Here is a 16255-nt window from a genome sequence, read left to right on the forward strand (position 1 = left end):
CCGGTGCCATGGATCTCGAGACCTTCCGCAAGCTGGCGGCCGACCGCCGCGTCATCCCCGTCAGCCGCAGGCTCCTCGCGGACGGCGACACCCCGGTCGGGCTCTACCGCAAGCTCGCCGCCGAACGCCCCGGCACCTTCCTCCTCGAATCCGCGGAGAACGGCCGTAGCTGGTCCCGCTACTCCTTCATCGGGGTCCGCAGCGACGCCACGCTGACGGTGAAGGACGGCGAGGCCCACTGGCTCGGCACCCCGCCCGTCGGCGTCCCCGTCGACGGCGACCCCCTTCAGGCCCTGCGCGCCACCGTCGAGATCCTCCACACCCCCCGCGACCTCGCCTCGGGCATGCCCCCCTTCACCGGCGGCATGGTCGGCTACCTCGGCTACGACATCGTCCGCCGCCTGGAGAAGATCGGCGAGCACGGCCGCGACGACCTGGAGCTCCCCGAGCTCACCATGCTCCTCACCAGCGACCTCGCGGTCCTCGACCACTGGGACGGCTCGGTCCTCCTGATCGCCAACGCGATCAACCACAACGACCTGGAGACCGGCGTCGACGAGGCGTACGCGCACGCCGTCGCCCGCCTCGACGCCATGGAGGCCGACCTGGCCCGCCCGGTCGCCACCGCCCCCACCGCCCTGCCCGCCTCCGAGCTCCCCGCGTACTCGGCCCTCTGGGGCGGTCCGGCCTACCAGGAGGCCGTCGAGGACGTGAAGGAGCGCATCCGGGCCGGCGAGGCCTTCCAGGTCGTGCCCTCGCAGCGGTTCGAGACTCCCTGCACCGCCTCCGCGCTCGACGTCTACCGGGTCCTGCGGGCCACCAACCCCTCCCCGTACATGTACCTCTTCCGCTTCGAGAACGGCTTCGACGTCGTCGGATCCAGCCCCGAGGCCCTCGTCAAGGTCGAGGACGGACAGGCGCTCCTGCACCCCATCGCCGGCACCCGGCACCGGGGCGCCACCCCGCAGGAGGACCACGACCTCGCCGAGGAGCTGCTCGCCGACCCCAAGGAGCGCGCCGAGCACCTCATGCTCGTCGACCTCGGCCGCAACGACCTCGGCCGGGTCTGCGCGCCCGGCTCCGTGGAGGTCGTCGACTTCATGTCGATCGAGCGCTACTCCCACGTCATGCACATCGTCTCCACCGTGACCGGCCGGGTCGCCGAGGGCCGCACCGCCTTCGACGTCCTCACCGCCTGCTTCCCCGCCGGCACCCTCTCCGGCGCCCCCAAGCCGCGCGCCATGCAGATCATCGAGGAGCTCGAACCCTCCCGGCGCGGCCTGTACGGCGGATGTGTCGGTTATCTCGATTTCGCCGGCGACGCGGACACCGCCATCGCCATCCGCACCGCCCTGCTCCGCGACGGCACCGCGTACGTGCAGGCCGGGGCGGGTGTCGTCGCCGACTCCGACCCGGTCGCCGAGGACGACGAGTGCCGCAACAAGGCCGCGGCCGTGCTCCGGGCCGTCCACACCGCCAACCGGATGAACGCCTCCTGAGCCCGTAGGGGATAGTGGGGTGCGTGAGTGCCGTACCCGTACCCCAGCCCCGGGCCGCCCGAGCGGCCGCCCCCTCCGGTGGCCGTCGCAGCCTGGCCGCGGCCCTCCTCCTCGGCGCCCTCGGCGCCACCGTCGTCCTGCTCTCCGCCGGGCAGATCTGGGCGGAGGGCACCGCGGCCGTCGGCGGCGGCAGCGTTCCCGTCGAGGCCGACGGCGGCACCGTCACCGGCGTGCCCACCGCCCTCGCGATCGTCGGCCTCGCCGCCCTCTTCGCCGTCTTCGCGGTCCGCCGCACCGGCCGCGCCCTCGTCGCCGCGCTCCTCGCGCTGAGCGGCGCGGGCGCCGCGCTCGCCGCGGTCCTCGGCGCCTCCGACCGGACCGCCCTGGACGCCGAGGCCGCCCGCATCAGCGGCGACACGGCCGCCGCCGTCGCCGGCCTCACCCACACCGCCTGGCCGTACGTGACCGCCGCGGGCGCCGCCCTCATCCTGCTCGCCGGCCTCTTCGCGCTCCGCTTCGGCAAGAACTGGCCGGCCATGGGCGGCCGCTACGAGCGCGCCGGCGCCCCGCGTACCGGACGCAAGGCCCCCGCCGCCACCGACCCCGACCGGCCCGAGGACCTGTGGAAGGCCCTGGACCGCGGCGAGGACCCCACCCGGAGCTGACCGGGCCGGGGCGCCGACCGCGACGCGTGATCGTCCCGGTACCCCCGATTCATCCTCGCGCGCCCGCGTGCGGGACAATGAGCGCCGAGCGTCCGCGCACGCGTGACCTCACCACCGAGCAACAGCAACGAGGAGCAACTCATGGCGGGCAGCGCCCACGGACACACCCCGGCCGCCTGGACCGGTGTCATCATCTCCTTCATCGGCTTCTGCATCGCCGGGGTCTTCATGGTGGCCGCCAACGTGCCCGGTTTCTGGGCGGGCATCGCCGTCGTCCTCCTCGGCGGCGTCGTCGGCGGAGCGATGAAGGTGGCGGGCCTCGGCATGCCGAAGCAGTCGGCCGACGTCGTCGCCGCCCGCGAGGCCGCGACCACCACCGCGCGGGCCCGTTCCTGACGCGACCCCACGCACCCGAGGGCGCGGCCCGGCGACGCCGGACCGCGCCCTCGCGCGTGGAGGGGCCCGGGCCGGCTTCGTGAGGGGAGGGGGCCGGCCGGGCTCGCGCGCGAGGGATCGGGCTGCGCCCTCGCGCGCGAGGGGCGAGAATCACCGCGTGGACCCGTACCCGACGCCCGAACCCGCGACCGACACCGCCCACCGCACCCGGTCGGCGGAACGGACGGACACGAATGTCCCGGCCCCGTCGGCCGGGAACCTGTCCGCCCCGGATCCGGCCCCGTCCGTCACGGGCACCCGCCCGGACCCGTCGTGGGAACCCCCGCCCGGTACCCCCTGGCCCGGGCCCCCCGCACCCCCCTCCCCGCCCCGGTCGCGCGCCCGGCGCCTGCTCGCGCCCGTGGGGGCGGTCGCCGGGGTCGTCGCGGCGTTCGCGTACGTCGGGGCCGTCGACCCCAACGAACCCGGGCACTACCCGGTCTGCCCCCTGCTCCGCTTCACCGGCGTGTACTGCCCCGGCTGCGGCGGACTCCGCAGCGCCCACGCCTTCGCCCACGGCGACCTCCCGGCCGCCCTCGGCTCCAACGCCCTCGCCGTCGTCGGCTACGGCGTGTTCGCCGTCGTGGCCGTCCTGTGGCTGGTTCGCGCCTACCGGGGCGTACCGGCGCGGCTCTCGGTCCCCCCGAACTGGTGGTGGGGGATCGGGGCCGTCCTCGCCCTTTTCACCCTGGTCAGGAACCTTCCCCTCGGCTCCGCGCTGGCCCCGTGAGGACCCGCCGGAACCCCGGCGGGACGTCCCAGCAGATGGGACGCCGCTCCGGCCGATGCGATTCCCGGGCCGTCCTGCGGATAGGATCGATGTGGCTGAACCTGGTTCATCATCACCGTCCCGGAAGGGGGCCCCTCGCGTGAGTGTGCTCGACGAGATCATCGAAGGCGTGCGCGCCGACCTCGCAGAGCGGCAGGCGCGGGTCACCCTCGACGAGCTCAAGGAGCGCGCCGCCAAGGCGCCGCAGGCCAAGGACGGCGTCGCCGCACTGCGCGGCGACGGCGTCAAGGTGATCTGCGAGGTCAAGCGCTCCAGCCCGTCCAAGGGCGCGCTCGCCGCGATCGCCGACCCGGCCGGACTCGCCGCGGACTACGAGGCGGGCGGCGCGGCCGTCATCTCCGTCCTCACCGAGGAGCGCCGCTTCGGCGGCTCCCTCGCGGACCTGGAGGCCGTCCGCGCCAAGGTCGACATCCCGGTCCTGCGCAAGGACTTCATCGTCACCGCGTACCAGCTCTGGGAGGCGCGGGCGTACGGAGCGGACCTCGCGCTCCTCATCGTCGCCGCCCTGGAGCAGGAGGCCCTCGTCTCCCTCGTCGAGCGGGCCGAGTCCATCGGGCTCACCCCGCTGGTCGAGGTGCACGACGAGGAGGAGGTCGAGCGCGCCGTCGACGCGGGCGCCCGGATCATCGGCGTCAACGCCCGCAACCTCAAGACCCTCAAGGTCGACCGCTCCACCTTCGAGCGCGTCGCCCCCGAGATCCCGGCGCACGTCGTCAAGGTCGCCGAGTCCGGCGTCCGCGGGCCGCACGACCTCATCGCGTACGCCAACGCCGGCGCCGACGCGGTCCTCGTGGGCGAGTCCCTGGTGACCGGCCGCGACCCGAAGGCCGCCGTCGCCGACCTGGTCGCCGCCGGCGCCCACCCGGCCCTCCGCCACGGCCGGAGCTGACCGGACCGTGAGCCCCCGCCACGACGCGCCGACACCCCCGGGCCACGCCGCCCGGGGGAACGTCGCCGTGCCGTCGGCACCCGGGCGCCGCGGCCGGCTCCGCACCGCCGCGGCCCCCGTCCCCGCACACGCCCCCCTGGCCCGGGGCTGCCGCCCGCGCGGCTGCCGCGCGCCCGCCCGGCGGGTCCTCGGCCGCCGGGTGCGGTACGTGATCGGTGACGAGCCCGGCCAGGTCAACGGCATGCGATGGCGCCCGCGCCTCGCGCGCGACGCCCACGCCTAGCGCCTCCGGCTCTCCTGCACCCCGCCCGTATGGGGTGGGTCCGCGCCACGCGGCCCTCGCCCCGCCAGGGCGGGCGCCTTCGTCACCGCCCCTCCGTGTGCCCGCCCTCTCCCAGAGGGGGACCCCCACGCCCCAGCGGAACGACTGCCCGCAACGGGGGGGCGTACCGATGGCCCGCGACGGGCGCGGCGGCCCCGTAACCGGTGCCCGGCAACGGCAACCGCCACCGGCGGTGGCAACCGCACCCGCACCGGCGGCGGCAACGCCGTACGTGAGCGGCGCGCGCATACCGTGACCATCACCCACACGTATCCCGGGGCACCCGCCCCGCGAGGAGCAACCGCATGTCCAGCGAGTTCTTCATTCCCGACCCGGACGGTCAGGTCCCCACCGCCGAGGGCTACTTCGGCGCCTACGGCGGCAAGTTCATCCCGGAGGCCCTCGTCGCCGCCGTGGACGAGGTCGCCGTCGAGTACGACAAGGCCAAGTCTGACCCCGAGTTCGCCCGCGAGCTCAACGACCTGATGGTGCACTACACGGGCCGCCCGAGCGCCCTCACCGAGGTGCCCCGGTTCGCCGGGCACGCCGGCGGCGCCCGGATCTTCCTCAAGCGCGAGGACCTCAACCACACCGGCTCGCACAAGATCAACAACGTGCTCGGCCAGGCCCTCCTGACCAGGCGCATGGGCAAGACCCGGGTCATCGCGGAGACCGGCGCCGGGCAGCACGGCGTCGCCACCGCCACCGCCTGCGCCCTCTTCGGCCTCGACTGCACCATCTACATGGGCGAGGTCGACACCCGGCGCCAGGCGCTGAACGTCGCCCGGATGCGGATGCTCGGCGCCGAGGTCGTCGCCGTGAAGTCCGGCAGCCGCACCCTCAAGGACGCCATCAACGAGGCGTTCCGCGACTGGGTCGCCAACGTCGACCGCACGCACTACCTCTTCGGCACCGTCGCGGGACCGCACCCCTTCCCCGCCATGGTCCGCGACTTCCACCGCGTCATCGGCGTCGAGGCCCGCCGCCAGATCCTGGAGCGCGCCGGACGCCTCCCCGACGCGGCGATCGCCTGCGTCGGCGGCGGCTCCAACGCCATCGGCCTCTTCCACGCCTTCGTCCCGGACGCCGGGGTGCGCCTGATCGGCTGCGAGCCGGCCGGCCACGGCGTCGAGACCGGCGAGCACGCGGCCACCCTCACCGCCGGCGAGCCCGGCATCCTGCACGGCTCGCGCAGCTACGTCCTCCAGGACGACGAGGGCCAGATCACCGAGCCGTACTCGATCTCGGCCGGCCTCGACTACCCCGGCATCGGCCCCGAGCACGCCCACCTCAAGGACAGCGGCCGCGGCGAGTACCGGGCCGTCACCGACGACGCCGCCATGCAGGCCCTGCGCCTGCTCTCCCGCACCGAGGGCATCATCCCGGCCATCGAGTCGGCGCACGCCCTCGCCGGGGCCATCGAGGTCGGCCGGGAGCTGGGCCCCGAGGGCCTCCTCGTGGTCAACCTCTCCGGGCGCGGCGACAAGGACATGGACACCGCCGCCCGCTACTTCGGCCTGTACGACACCGACGCCGAGGTCGCCGCGGACGCCGGCGCCGACGACACCGCCGAGATCGAGGGGGACGCCAAGTGAGCGGCAACATCGACCTGCTGAGCGACACCCTCGCCGCGGCGAAGGCCGAGGACCGGGCCGCGCTCATCGCCTACCTCCCGGCCGGCTTCCCGACCGTCGACGGCGGCATCTCCGCGATCAAGGCCGTCTTCGACGGCGGCGCCGACGTCGTCGAGGTCGGCCTCCCGCACAGCGACCCCGTCCTCGACGGCCCGGTCATCCAGACCGCCGACGACATCGCCCTGCGCGGCGGCGTCCGGATCGCCGACGTCATGCGCACGGTCCGCGAAGCCCACGAGGCCACCGGGAAGCCGGTCCTCGTCATGACGTACTGGAACCCGATCGACCGCTACGGCGTCGAGCGCTTCACCGAGGAGCTCGCCGCGGCCGGCGGCGCGGGCTGCATCCTGCCCGACCTGCCGGTCCAGGAGTCCGCGCTCTGGCGCGAGCACGCCGACAAGCACGGTCTCGCGACCGTCTTCGTCGTCGCGCCCAGCAGCAGGGACGAGCGCCTCGCCACCATCACGGCCGCCGGGTCCGGCTTCGTCTACGCCGCCTCCCTCATGGGCGTCACCGGCACCCGCGAGTCGGTCGGCGAGCAGGCGGCCGACCTGGTCCGCCGCACCCGCGCCGCCGTCGAGCCCGGCCGCACCCTCCCGGTCTGCGTCGGGCTCGGGGTCTCCGACGCCGTCCAGGCCAAGGAGGTCGCCGCCTTCGCCGACGGCGTCATCGTCGGCTCCGCCTTCGTGAAGCGGATCCTCGACGCCGGGGGCGACGAGGCCGCCGGACTCGCCGCCGTAAGGGAACTGGCGGCCGAACTCGCCGAGGGCGTCCGCCGGGATCCGTAACCCGTCCGGGTGGATCTGGGACCGGGGAGGCGCGCCCGCGCCTCCCCGGTTCGTTGACCGGGGCGTGAGCCAGAACAACCGTGGTGACGGTAACCGGAGCGCGCGCGAGCGCCTTCAGCAGCAGCGCGAGCGCGACAAGTCCCGTGAGCGCCGGCGGCGCGTCCTGATCGTGTCGTCGGCGGTGGTCGGCGTCCTCGCCCTGGCCGCGGTCGTCGGCGTGATCGCCGCGAACGCCGACAAGGACGGCGGGTCCGACAAGGCCGGCCCGGTGGTCGCGCCGTCGACCTCCGTCGACGGCGACAAGCCCGCCATCCCCACCGGCCGGCCGGACGCCCCCGCCACCCTCCAGATCTGGGAGGACTTCCGCTGCCCGGCGTGCGCCCAGTTCGAGAACGTCATGCGGGACTCCATCCACGAGCTCGAGGCCTCCGGGCAGCTCAGGACCGAGTACCACCTCGCCACCCTCATCGACGGGAACATGGGCGGCAGCGGCTCGCTGCGCGCGGCCAACGCCGCCGCGTGCGCCCAGGACGCCGGGAAGTTCACCGCGTACCACGACACGCTCTACGTCAACCAGCCGCAGGAGACCGACGACGCCTTCGGCAAGAACGCGCGGCTGATCGAGCTGGCGGCGAAGGTGCCCGGCCTCGACACGCCGGCCTTCCGGAGCTGCGTGGAGGACGGCACGCACGACAGTTGGGTCGTGAAGTCCAACGAGGCCTTCCAGAAGGGCGGCTTCCGCGGCACCCCGACCGTCCTCCTCGACGGAGAGTCGATCTTCCCGACCAAGGGGAACGAGCAGCTCTCCCCGGAGAACCTGAAGAAGTGGGTTGCCGAGGCCGGCAAGGGCAAGAAGCCCGGCACGGCCTCCCCGTCGGCCGGCTGAACCGCCCCCGGCGGGCCCCCGTCCACCGGGGTTAGTTACCCAGACGTTGCCGGGCGGGCTGCCGTCGTGCCCGCCCGGCAGGGTAGCGTCGGACCTGCCATGGACCTTGCCTACATTCCCAGCCCGTCGACCGGCGTGATCCACCTCGGACCGATCCCGCTGCGCGGCTATGCCTTCTGCATCATCATCGGTGTCTTCGTCGCCGTCTGGTACGGCAACAAGCGCTGGATCGCCCGGGGCGGCACCGCCGGAACCGTGGCCGACATCGCCGTCTGGGCGGTGCCCTTCGGCCTCGTCGGCGGACGCCTCTACCACGTGATCACCGACTACCAGCTCTACTTCAGCGAGGGTGAGAACTGGGTCGACGCCTTCAAGATCTGGGAGGGCGGCCTCGGCATCTGGGGCGCCATCGCGCTCGGCGCGGTGGGCGCCTGGATCGGCTGCCGCCGCCGGGGCATCCCGCTCCCCGCGTACGCCGACGCCATCGCGCCCGGCATCGCCCTCGCCCAGGCCATCGGCCGCTGGGGCAACTGGTTCAACCAGGAGCTGTACGGCCGGCCGACCGACCTGCCCTGGGCCCTGAAGATCACCGAGAGCGCGAACCGCGAGGCCGGGACCTACCACCCGACCTTCCTGTACGAGTCGCTCTGGTGCGTCGGCGTCGCCCTCCTGGTCGTCTGGGCCGACCGCCGCTTCAAGCTCGGCCACGGGCGCGCCTTCGCGCTCTACGTCGCCGCGTACTGCGCGGGCCGCGGCTGGATCGAGTACATGCGCGTCGACGAGGCGCACCACGTGCTCGGCCTGCGCCTGAACGTGTGGACGGCCATCGTCGTCTTCCTCCTCGCGGTGGTCTACATGGTGGTCTCGTCGCGGGTCCGGCCGGGACGCGAGGAGATCGTGGAGCCGAAGGCGGAGAAGAAGCCGGAAGGGTCCGCCGGGTCTGCGGAGAAGGCGGAGAAGGCCGAGAAGGCCGAGAAGGCCGGGGAGCCCGACGGCGACGCCGACGCCGGCGAGGGCGTGAAGCCGGACGCCTCCTCCGACGACGCCGTCGACCTCGGCAAGGACATGGAGCACGGAGCCGGGAAGAGCTGACCCCGCGCCCCCTCGCAGCGGTCGGAAGGGCCGCCGGAGCCGAAAGGTTCCGGCGGCCCTTCCGCGTGCGGGGGTACGAGTCATCCGGTACGGACCACCCGGTACGGGTCATCCGGCCCGTGCGGCGAGGGCGAGGGTCCGGCGCGCGCCCTCCACCACCGCCGCGTCGACGAACCGGCCGTCCGGGAGGGCCAGCGCGCCCCGCCCGGTCGCGGCGACGATCTCCCGGGCCTCGTCGACCTCCTCCGGGGTGGGGAGGTAGGCGCGCTCGATGACCGGGAGCTGGCGGGGGTGGATGGCCGCCCGGCCCAGGAAGCCCATCGCCCGGCCCCGGGCGCAGTCGGCGGCCAGCCCCTCCAGGTCGCGGACGTGCGGGTGGACCGACTGGGCCGGGGGCGGCAGGGCGGCCGCGCGGGCCGCGACCACCAGCCGCCCGCGCGACCAGTCGAGCCCGCCGTCCTCCCGTACCCCCAGGTCGGAGCGGAGGTCTGCCTCGCCGAGTCCGATCCCGCGCACGGCGGGGTGGGCGGAGGCGATGGCGTACGCGTTCTCCACGGCGAGGGCGCTCTCCAGGAGCGGGTACAGGGGGAGGCCCGGGGCGAGGCCGGCGATCCGGTGGATGTCAGTGGCGTGTGTCACCTTGGGTACACGGAGACCGCAGAGGCCGGGGAGGGGGGTCAGGACGGGGATGTCGAGCGGGGTGTGGACGCGGACGTGGACCGGGACGGGGTGGACGTCCGCGAGCAGATCGGCCGTCGCCTCCAGGGCGTACGCCTTGCGGTGCGGGGCGACCGCGTCCTCCAGATCGACGATCACGACGTCGGCGCCGGAGGCCAGGGCCTTGCGGACGACCTCGGGCCGGTCGCCGGGCGCGTACAGCCAGGTGAGCGGGGTGTGCGGTCCGGCGGTGCCGCTCGCGACGGGCGCGCCGGTCCGCTCGCGGGGGCCGCTGACCCGGCCGAGGTTCCGGACGCCGTGGGGGCCGCTCATACCGCCCCCTGCGCGCGGAGGGCGCCGATCTCGGCGGGGCTGAGGCCCAGCTCGGAGAGGACGGCGGCGGTGTCGGCGCCGTGCGGGCGGCCGGACCAGCGGATGGCGCCGGGGGTCTCGGAGAGCCGGAAGAGGACGTTCTGCATCCTGATCGTCCCCAGCTCGGGGTCCGGCACCTCGGTGACGGTGCCGAGCGCCTGGTACTGCGGGTCGTCGAGGACGTCCCGGACGTCGTAGACGGGGGCGATGGCCGCCTCCGCCTTCTCGAAGGCCGCCATGGCCTCGTCGCGGGTGTGGCGGGCGATCCACGAGCCGACCGCCTCGTCCAGGACGTCTGCGTGCGCGGCCCGGCCCGTGCCGTCGGCGAACCACGGCTCGTCGATCAGCTCCGGGCGGCCGACGAGGTTCAGGACCCGCTCCGCGATCGACTGCGCGGAGGTGGAGACGGCGACCCAGGAGCCGTCGGCGGTCCGGTAGGTGTTGCGCGGGGCGTTGTTGCGGGAGCGGTTGCCGGTGCGGGGCTGGACGTATCCGAGCTGGTCGTACCAGAGGGGGTGGGGGCCGATGACGGAGAGCATCGGTTCGATGATGGCCATGTCGACGACCTGGCCGCGGCCGGTCGTCGTCCTGGCGGTGAGCGCGGTCATCACGGCGTACGCGGTGGCCAGGGCGGCGATCGAGTCGGCCAGGCCGAAGGGGGGCAGGGTCGGGGGGCCGTCGGGCTCGCCGGTGATGGCGGCGAAGCCGCTCATCGCCTCGGCGAGGGTGCCGAAGCCGGGGCGGTGGGAGTACGGGCCGAACTGGCCGAAGCCGGTGACGCGGGCGAGGACCAGACGCGGGTTGGCGGCGGAGAGCTCCTCCCAGCCCAGGCCCCAGCGCTCCAGGGTGCCGGGGCGGAAGTTCTCCACGATCACGTCGGCGTCGGCGGCGAGCGCGAGGAGGGTGTCGCGGCCGCCCGGCGTGGACAGGTCGAGGGTGATCGTCCGCTTGTTGCGGCCCAGGACCTTCCACCACAGGCCGATCCCGTCCTTGGCGGGGCCGTGGCCGCGGGACGGGTCGGGCTTGCGGGGGTGCTCGACCTTGACGACGTCGGCGCCGAAGTCGCCCAGCATCATGGCGGCGAGCGGCCCGGCGAAGAGGGTCGCGAGGTCCAGGACCCGCAACCCCCGGAGGGGCGGAGCGGCGGGGGCGGAGCCGTCGGCGTCCGGCGCGGTGGCGGGCGGGGTGTCCGGCGCGTCTTCCTGCGTGTCTTCCGGCGCGGCCTTCGGGGTGGGGAGAGTCGTCATACGGGATCGGCCTCCAGGGAGTCGGGGGAGCGGAAGGCCGCTTCGATGTCGACGCGGTACGGCATCGAGGTCGACGCGCCCTCGCGCCGGACGGAGAGCGCGGCGGCGGTCTGCGCCCAGGCGAGCGCCTCCGGGGCGGGGCGGCCCTCGCCGAGGGCGACCGCGAGGGCGCCCACGAAGGTGTCGCCCGCGCCGGTGGTGTCCACGGCCCTGACCCGGCGGGCGGGCACGGTGACCGGGTCGGCGCCGCGCGCCGCGTACAGGCTGCCGGCCGCGCCCAGGGTGATCACCACCTCGGGGACGTCCCGCAGCAGGGCCTCGGCGGCGGCACGCGGGTCCGTGCGGCCGGTGAGCGCGGCGGCCTCGTGCTCGTTCGGCACCAACAGGTCGGTGACGGCGAGGAGTTCGGGAGGGAGGGGCTGTGCGGGGGAGGGGGTGAGGACGGTGCGGACGCCATGCCGGCGGGCGGCCGTGGCGCCCTCGACGACGACGGGGAGGGGGAGTTCGAGCTGGAGGAGCAGGGAGTCGGCGGTGCCGATGAGGGCCTCGTCGCCGTGGGTGAGGGAGGTGACGGTGCCGTTGGCGCCGGGGACGACGACGATCGCGTTGCCGCCCTCGTCGTCCACGACGATGTGGGCGGTGCCCGAGGCCCCCTCGACGGTGCGCAGCAGGTCGGTGTCCACCGCGCAGTGCTCCAGGGTGGCCCGGAGCCGCGCGCCGAAGCCGTCCGTGCCGACCGCGCCGATCATCGCGACCTCGGCGCCGGCGCGGGCGGCGGCGACGGCCTGGTTGGCGCCCTTGCCGCCGGGGACCGTGCGGAAGGAGCGGCCGGTGACGGTCTCGCCGAGGGCCGGGGCCCTCGGCACGTAGGCGACGAGGTCCATGTTCGTGCTGCCGAGCACGACGATGCTGGTCATGGGCGTACTGCCTCCAGGTGTGTCAGTGCGGCCAGGGTGTCGAAACCGATGCCGTCGAAGGACGGGACCGAGGTCGCGAGGCGGTTCTTCAGGGGGGAGGTCCAGCGCTCCGGCAGTCGGTCGGGCCGGCCGGCGAGCAGCCCGGCGACCGAACCGGCGGTGGCGCCGTTGGAGTCGGTGTCCCAGCCGCCCGAGACCGCCGCGCAGACCGAGCGGGAGAAGTCGCCGTCGGCGTGGGTGAGGGCGGCGGCGAGCAGGGCGGCGTTGGGGACGGCGTGCACCCAGTGGTACCCGCCGAGTTCGGCGTGCAGTCGGTCCACGACGGCGTCGAAGTCGGTGTGGGCGCGGGCGGCGTCGATGCCGAGGCGTACGGCTCCGGCGAGGCGGGAGCGCGGCGGGACTACGGCGAGACCGGCGGCGAGCGACCGGTGGACGTCGGCGGTGCCGGACGCGGCGGCGGCGACGGTGGCGGCGACGAACATGGCGCCGTACACGCCGTTGGCGGTGTGGGTGAGCACCGCGTCCCGGTGCGCCTGCGCGGCGGCGGCGACCGGGTCGCCCGGGTGGGTCCAGCCGTGGACGTCGGCGCGGATCTGGGCGCCGATCCACTCGCGGAAGGGGTTGCGGCGGACGGCGGTCAGCGGGGGTTCGATCCCGTCGAGGAGGTTGCGGTAGGCGACGCGCTCGGCCGTGAAGGTGCGGCCGGCGGGGAGTTCGTCGAGCCAGAGGCGGGCGACGTCGGCGGTGGTGAAGCCGCGGCCGTACCGCTGGAGCAGGAGGAGGTTCAGGAGGGGGTAGTTGAGGTCGTCGTCCTCGGGCATGCCGTCGATGTTCTCGGCGAGGGAGGTGGGGGCGGAGCGCCGGTTCCAGGGGTGGGCGGCGAGCAGCTCGGGAGGCACGCCCCGGGCGGTGAACCAGGTGGTGAGGGGCCAGTTGCCGGTGGCGCGGGCCAGGGCGCGGATCGCGGGGAGGGGGAGCTTCTCGACGGGTTTGCCGAGCAGGCACCCGACGGCCCGGCCGAGCCAGGCGGCGTGCAGACGGGGGAGGAGGGCGGGGTCGTCGGCGGGCCGGTCCCCCGGGCCTGGTGAGGTAGGGGCGTCTCCGGGGCCGGGGAGCCCGCCGGACCGGTTCCCCGCGTGCGGTGAGGCGGGGGCGTCTCCGTGCTCGGGGAATCTGCCGGATCCGGAGAGCCCGCCGGATCCGGGGAGTCCGCCGGATCCGGGGGCCGTGCCCGGTGCTTCGTGCGGGCGTGGGGAGGCGTCCGGCATTGGGTGCGGCGGGGCCGGGGCCGCGCCGCCTCCGTAGGGGGAGCCCGGCAGCGGGGTCCGGGGCCGCCCGCCGTCCTCGGTTCCGGCGTCGCCGTGAGGAGGTCCGGAGGGCGCGGCGGTCAGGGCCAGGATGTCCGGGAGGGCGGTCGGTTCGTGTTCCGCGAGGGGGCTCGGGAGGGCGGCCAGGGCGTCCAGGAGTTCCTCCGCCAGGGGGCGCAGGTCCGGGCGGGGGGTCGCGGAGGCGCCGGCCGCGTCCGGGGCGGGCGGGCCGCCCGCCGCCGCCCAGCGGGCCGCCGGGGCGCGGGCGTCGCGGCCGTCCTCCGCCGCCTGCCGCAGCTCGTGGCCCACCAGGTCCTCCGGCTGCACCCAGGTCACACGGAGGTTCACCGGTCCGCGCTCGTCAGCGCCGCGAACGCCGACTCGTGCGCCCGGCGCGCCTCCGCGTCCCGCGCGAAGACCTCGCGGGCGACCCCGGCCAGGGCCCGCGCCGGGGCGTGCAGGTCGAGGCGGCTGGCCTCCGCCACCCGCTTCGCCCAGTCGGCGGGCACGGCCGCCTCGCCGTGCAGCGCGCCCACGATCGCGCCCGCCATCGTGGCGATCGAGTCGCAGTCCCGGCCGTAGTTGACCGCGCCCAGGACCGTGCGCCGGAAGTCGCCCCCGCCGACGAGCAGCATCCCCAGGGCGATCGGCAGCTCCTCGATCGCGTGGAGCCGCGAGGGCCGCCGGGCGCCGAGGGAGGGCGCGCGGTAGTCGGGGCCGACCGTGTCGAAGGGGGCCACCGCCCCGCGCAGCGGGGCGAGGGCGGTCTCGAAGTCCGTGTGGCGGGCGGCCGCCTCGGCCACCGCCTCGATCGCCGCCTCCGTGCCGTCCTTCGCCAGGGCCAGGGCCGCGTCCACCACCGAGACCGGCGTCGCGCCCGGCACGCAGGCCGCCGCCACCGCCGCGGCGAACACGCCCGCCGCCTCCCGCCCGTACGAGGACTGGTGCGCGCCCGCCAGGTCGAGGGCCTCGGCGTAGGCGGCCGGCGGGTTGGCGGCGTTGACGAGCCCGACCGGTGCCATGTACATCGCGGCGCCGCAGTTGACGATGTTGCCGCTGCCGGCCTCGCGCGGGTCCACGTGGCCGTAGTGGAGCCGGGTCACGATCCACTTCTCGGCGAGGAAGATCCGCTGGAGCGGCAGCGCCTCGGCCTCCAGCTCCGGGATCCAGACGGGGGAGTTCATGAGCTCGGGGACGAGGTGGTCCGCGACCGCGTACGCGTCGAGGTGGCCGCGGACCTTCTCGTACACCCGGATCAGGGTGTGGGTCATCAGGGTGTCGTCGGTGACGTGTCCGTCGCCCTTGTGGTACGGCGCGATGGGGCGGGCGGTGCGCCAGGCGTCTCCGTTCCAGGGGCCGACGATCCCGGTGACGCGGCCGCCGTGGCGCTCCAGGATCTGCTCGGGGGTGTAGCCCTCGACGGGGCCGCCGAGCGCGTCGCCGACGGCGGCCCCGAGGAGGCTGCCGGTGATCCGGTCATCCAGGGTGGGAACGCCCGGAACGGTCGGTGCGGTCGGCGTGCTCGGCGCGTTCGGTGTGCGTACAGCCGGGTTGGGCACGTCCAGTGTGGGTTCCATGCCGGAATTGTCCACCTGGGGCGGCCGGTTCCGTGGCTCCGAGCAGCCCGGCGAGTTCCACCAGGTCGGTCCCCGCGAGCCGGGGCAGCGCGCAGCCCGCGAGCCGCCGGCAGGCCTCGCGCCAGCTCGCCGGGATCGAACGTCCGCCGCCGAGCGCACCGGTGAGCGCGCCCGCGAGCGCCGGGGCCGAGTCCGCGACCCGGGAGAGGCAGGCGGCGGCCGGGACCGCGGCCGTCGTCTCGCCCCGGGCGGCCAGGGCGAGCGCGAGGGCGACCGGGACGGTCTCGGCGGCGGCGACGCCGTAGCTGTAGACGTGGTCCACGATCTGGTGCTCCAGGAGCGGGACGAGCGCGAAGGCCGAGTCGGCGGTCCGGGCGAGCTCCACGGCGTGCCGGGCGTTGCGGCCGATCTCGGTGGCGGGCGGGAGTTCGGCGAGCGCCGCCCCGACGGACTCCTCGACGGTCGCCCCGCCGAGGGCCGCGGCGACGGCCGCCGCCGTCGCGCGGGCGCCGTGGACGCCGTCGCCGTCCTGGGTGTACCGGGCGTCGAACTCGGCGAGTTCGGCGGCGGCGCGCGGATCGCCCGGGTGGACGAGGGCCAGGACGGCGGCCCGTACGCAGGCGGCGTCGTCGAAGTAGTGCGGGTTGTCGTGGCCGGTCGCGGGCGGGCGCAGGCCGGTGGCGAGGTTGCCGAGTCCGGCGCGGACGGAGATCCGGGCGCGGAGGGGGAGCACGGCGGACTCGACCTCGGGGGCGCGCTCCGCGGCGGCCGCGACCTGTCCCGCGAGGGCGTTCCAGGCCAGGTCGACGGCGGCGCGGAGCCGGCGCTCCGGGGGCAGCCCGGCGAGGGCGGGGGCGGTGGAGGCGAGGATCGCCTCGGCGGTGAAGACCGCCCACTCGGCGTCGTCGGAGGGGCCGAGCCGGAGCGGCTCGGGGGGCTGGTTGAGGGCGATGGGGACGGGGAGGGTGGTCGTCGCGTTCTGCTCCGCGAAGGTGTCGAGCTCCCGGGTGAGGCGGCGGGTCCACTCGGGCATCCGGGCGGCCCGGTGCCGGGCGGCGGGCCATCCGGCGGCGTCGCCCGCGGCGAGCCCGAGGAGGAGGCCTTCGATCGCGTCGCGGCTCACGGTGACCCGGGCGGGGACCTGGGCGGTCGGCGGTTGGGGCCGGGCGGTGGGCGTC

General features: G+C 75.4%; 16 protein-coding genes. 10 read left to right on the forward strand and 6 right to left on the reverse strand.

Annotation, left to right across the window (positions count from 1 at the left end; genetic code table 11):
* The first annotated feature begins 8 nt into the window (after positions 1-8).
* The 10 genes from ACFYNX_RS09425 (at position 9) to lgt (ending at position 9000) form a co-directional block, all read left to right on the forward strand.
* A complete protein-coding gene (locus ACFYNX_RS09425) occupies positions 9-1499 on the forward strand; it encodes an anthranilate synthase component I (RefSeq protein ID WP_365540954.1) in 1491 nt (496 codons plus the stop codon).
* Positions 1500-1513: 14 nt separating this feature from the next.
* Positions 1514-2164: a TIGR02234 family membrane protein gene (locus ACFYNX_RS09430; protein ID WP_388659338.1), complete on the forward strand. Its 651-nt coding sequence runs from the start codon at positions 1514-1516 to the stop codon at positions 2162-2164.
* A gap of 141 nt (positions 2165-2305) precedes the next feature.
* Positions 2306-2560: an HGxxPAAW family protein gene (locus tag ACFYNX_RS09435; protein ID WP_125668447.1), complete on the forward strand. Its 255-nt coding sequence runs from the start codon at positions 2306-2308 to the stop codon at positions 2558-2560.
* Between the two features lie 157 nt (positions 2561-2717).
* Entirely contained in the window at positions 2718-3329 is a 612-nt protein-coding gene (locus ACFYNX_RS09440; protein ID WP_388659341.1) for a DUF2752 domain-containing protein, read from the forward strand.
* Positions 3330-3468: 139 nt separating this feature from the next.
* On the forward strand, positions 3469-4278 hold the full coding sequence (trpC, locus tag ACFYNX_RS09445; protein ID WP_365540950.1) for an indole-3-glycerol phosphate synthase TrpC: 810 nt from the start codon (positions 3469-3471) through the stop codon (positions 4276-4278).
* 67 nt (positions 4279-4345) lie between these two features.
* Entirely contained in the window at positions 4346-4561 is a 216-nt protein-coding gene (gene trpM, locus ACFYNX_RS09450; RefSeq protein WP_365541121.1) for a tryptophan biosynthesis modulator TrpM, read from the forward strand.
* 344 nt (positions 4562-4905) lie between these two features.
* Positions 4906-6195, forward strand: a complete 1290-nt coding sequence (gene trpB, locus ACFYNX_RS09455) for a tryptophan synthase subunit beta (protein WP_388659344.1) — start codon at positions 4906-4908, stop codon at positions 6193-6195.
* Positions 6192-7022, forward strand: coding sequence for a tryptophan synthase subunit alpha (trpA, locus tag ACFYNX_RS09460; RefSeq protein ID WP_388659347.1), 831 nt, complete (start codon positions 6192-6194; stop codon positions 7020-7022). The genes trpB and trpA overlap by 4 nt, the downstream gene beginning before the upstream one ends.
* A 64-nt stretch (positions 7023-7086) precedes the next feature.
* Positions 7087-7908: a DsbA family protein gene (locus ACFYNX_RS09465; protein WP_388659350.1), complete on the forward strand. Its 822-nt coding sequence runs from the start codon at positions 7087-7089 to the stop codon at positions 7906-7908.
* A 99-nt stretch (positions 7909-8007) separates the two neighbouring features.
* A complete protein-coding gene (lgt, locus tag ACFYNX_RS09470) occupies positions 8008-9000 on the forward strand; it encodes a prolipoprotein diacylglyceryl transferase (RefSeq protein WP_388659353.1) in 993 nt (330 codons plus the stop codon).
* 108 nt (positions 9001-9108) lie between these two features.
* Here the strand turns inward: lgt and ACFYNX_RS09475 are convergent, their stop codons facing one another.
* Genes ACFYNX_RS09475 through ACFYNX_RS09500 form a run of 6 tightly spaced genes read right to left on the reverse strand, consistent with a single transcriptional unit; the run spans position 9109 to position 16200 of the window.
* A complete protein-coding gene (locus ACFYNX_RS09475; protein ID WP_388659356.1) occupies positions 9109-9990 on the reverse strand; it encodes an HpcH/HpaI aldolase/citrate lyase family protein in 882 nt (293 codons plus the stop codon).
* Positions 9987-11276 carry a CaiB/BaiF CoA transferase family protein gene (locus ACFYNX_RS09480; protein WP_388659359.1) on the reverse strand — a complete coding sequence of 430 codons (1290 nt, stop codon included), beginning with the start codon at positions 11274-11276 and terminating at the stop codon, positions 9987-9989. Before ACFYNX_RS09480 ends, ACFYNX_RS09475 begins: the two co-directional genes overlap by 4 nt.
* Complete coding sequence (rbsK, locus tag ACFYNX_RS09485; protein ID WP_388659362.1) at positions 11273-12193, reverse strand: ribokinase; 921 nt, start codon at positions 12191-12193, stop codon at positions 11273-11275. Before rbsK ends, ACFYNX_RS09480 begins: the two co-directional genes overlap by 4 nt.
* Complete coding sequence (locus ACFYNX_RS09490; RefSeq protein WP_388659364.1) at positions 12190-13848, reverse strand: ADP-ribosylglycohydrolase family protein; 1659 nt, start codon at positions 13846-13848, stop codon at positions 12190-12192. The genes rbsK and ACFYNX_RS09490 overlap by 4 nt, the downstream gene beginning before the upstream one ends.
* Complete coding sequence (locus ACFYNX_RS09495; RefSeq protein ID WP_388659367.1) at positions 13845-15077, reverse strand: ADP-ribosylglycohydrolase family protein; 1233 nt, start codon at positions 15075-15077, stop codon at positions 13845-13847. Before ACFYNX_RS09495 ends, ACFYNX_RS09490 begins: the two co-directional genes overlap by 4 nt.
* Complete coding sequence (locus ACFYNX_RS09500; RefSeq protein WP_388659787.1) at positions 14977-16200, reverse strand: ADP-ribosylglycohydrolase family protein; 1224 nt, start codon at positions 16198-16200, stop codon at positions 14977-14979. Before ACFYNX_RS09500 ends, ACFYNX_RS09495 begins: the two co-directional genes overlap by 101 nt.
* Positions 16201-16255 lie beyond the last annotated feature (55 nt).

This window comes from Streptomyces sp. NPDC007872 (assembly GCF_042868165.1).
Taxonomy (GTDB): domain Bacteria; phylum Actinomycetota; class Actinomycetes; order Streptomycetales; family Streptomycetaceae; genus Streptomyces.

Bases quoted from the DNA above. Each gene is read 5' to 3' on its own strand.
- ACFYNX_RS09425 (WP_365540954.1), top strand. From the start codon at position 9: ATGGATCTCGAGACCTTCCGCAAGCTGGCGGCCGACCGCCGCGTCATC.
- ACFYNX_RS09435 (WP_125668447.1), top strand. From the start codon at position 2,306: ATGGCGGGCAGCGCCCACGGACACACCCCGGCCGCCTGGACCGGTGTC.
- trpB (WP_388659344.1), top strand. From the start codon at position 4,906: ATGTCCAGCGAGTTCTTCATTCCCGACCCGGACGGTCAGGTCCCCACC.
- lgt (WP_388659353.1), top strand. From the start codon at position 8,008: ATGGACCTTGCCTACATTCCCAGCCCGTCGACCGGCGTGATCCACCTC.
- ACFYNX_RS09475 (WP_388659356.1), bottom strand. From the start codon at position 9,990: ATGAGCGGCCCCCACGGCGTCCGGAACCTCGGCCGGGTCAGCGGCCCC.
- ACFYNX_RS09480 (WP_388659359.1), bottom strand. From the start codon at position 11,276: ATGACGACTCTCCCCACCCCGAAGGCCGCGCCGGAAGACACGCAGGAA.
- rbsK (WP_388659362.1), bottom strand. From the start codon at position 12,193: ATGACCAGCATCGTCGTGCTCGGCAGCACGAACATGGACCTCGTCGCC.
- ACFYNX_RS09495 (WP_388659367.1), bottom strand. From the start codon at position 15,077: ATGGAACCCACACTGGACGTGCCCAACCCGGCTGTACGCACACCGAAC.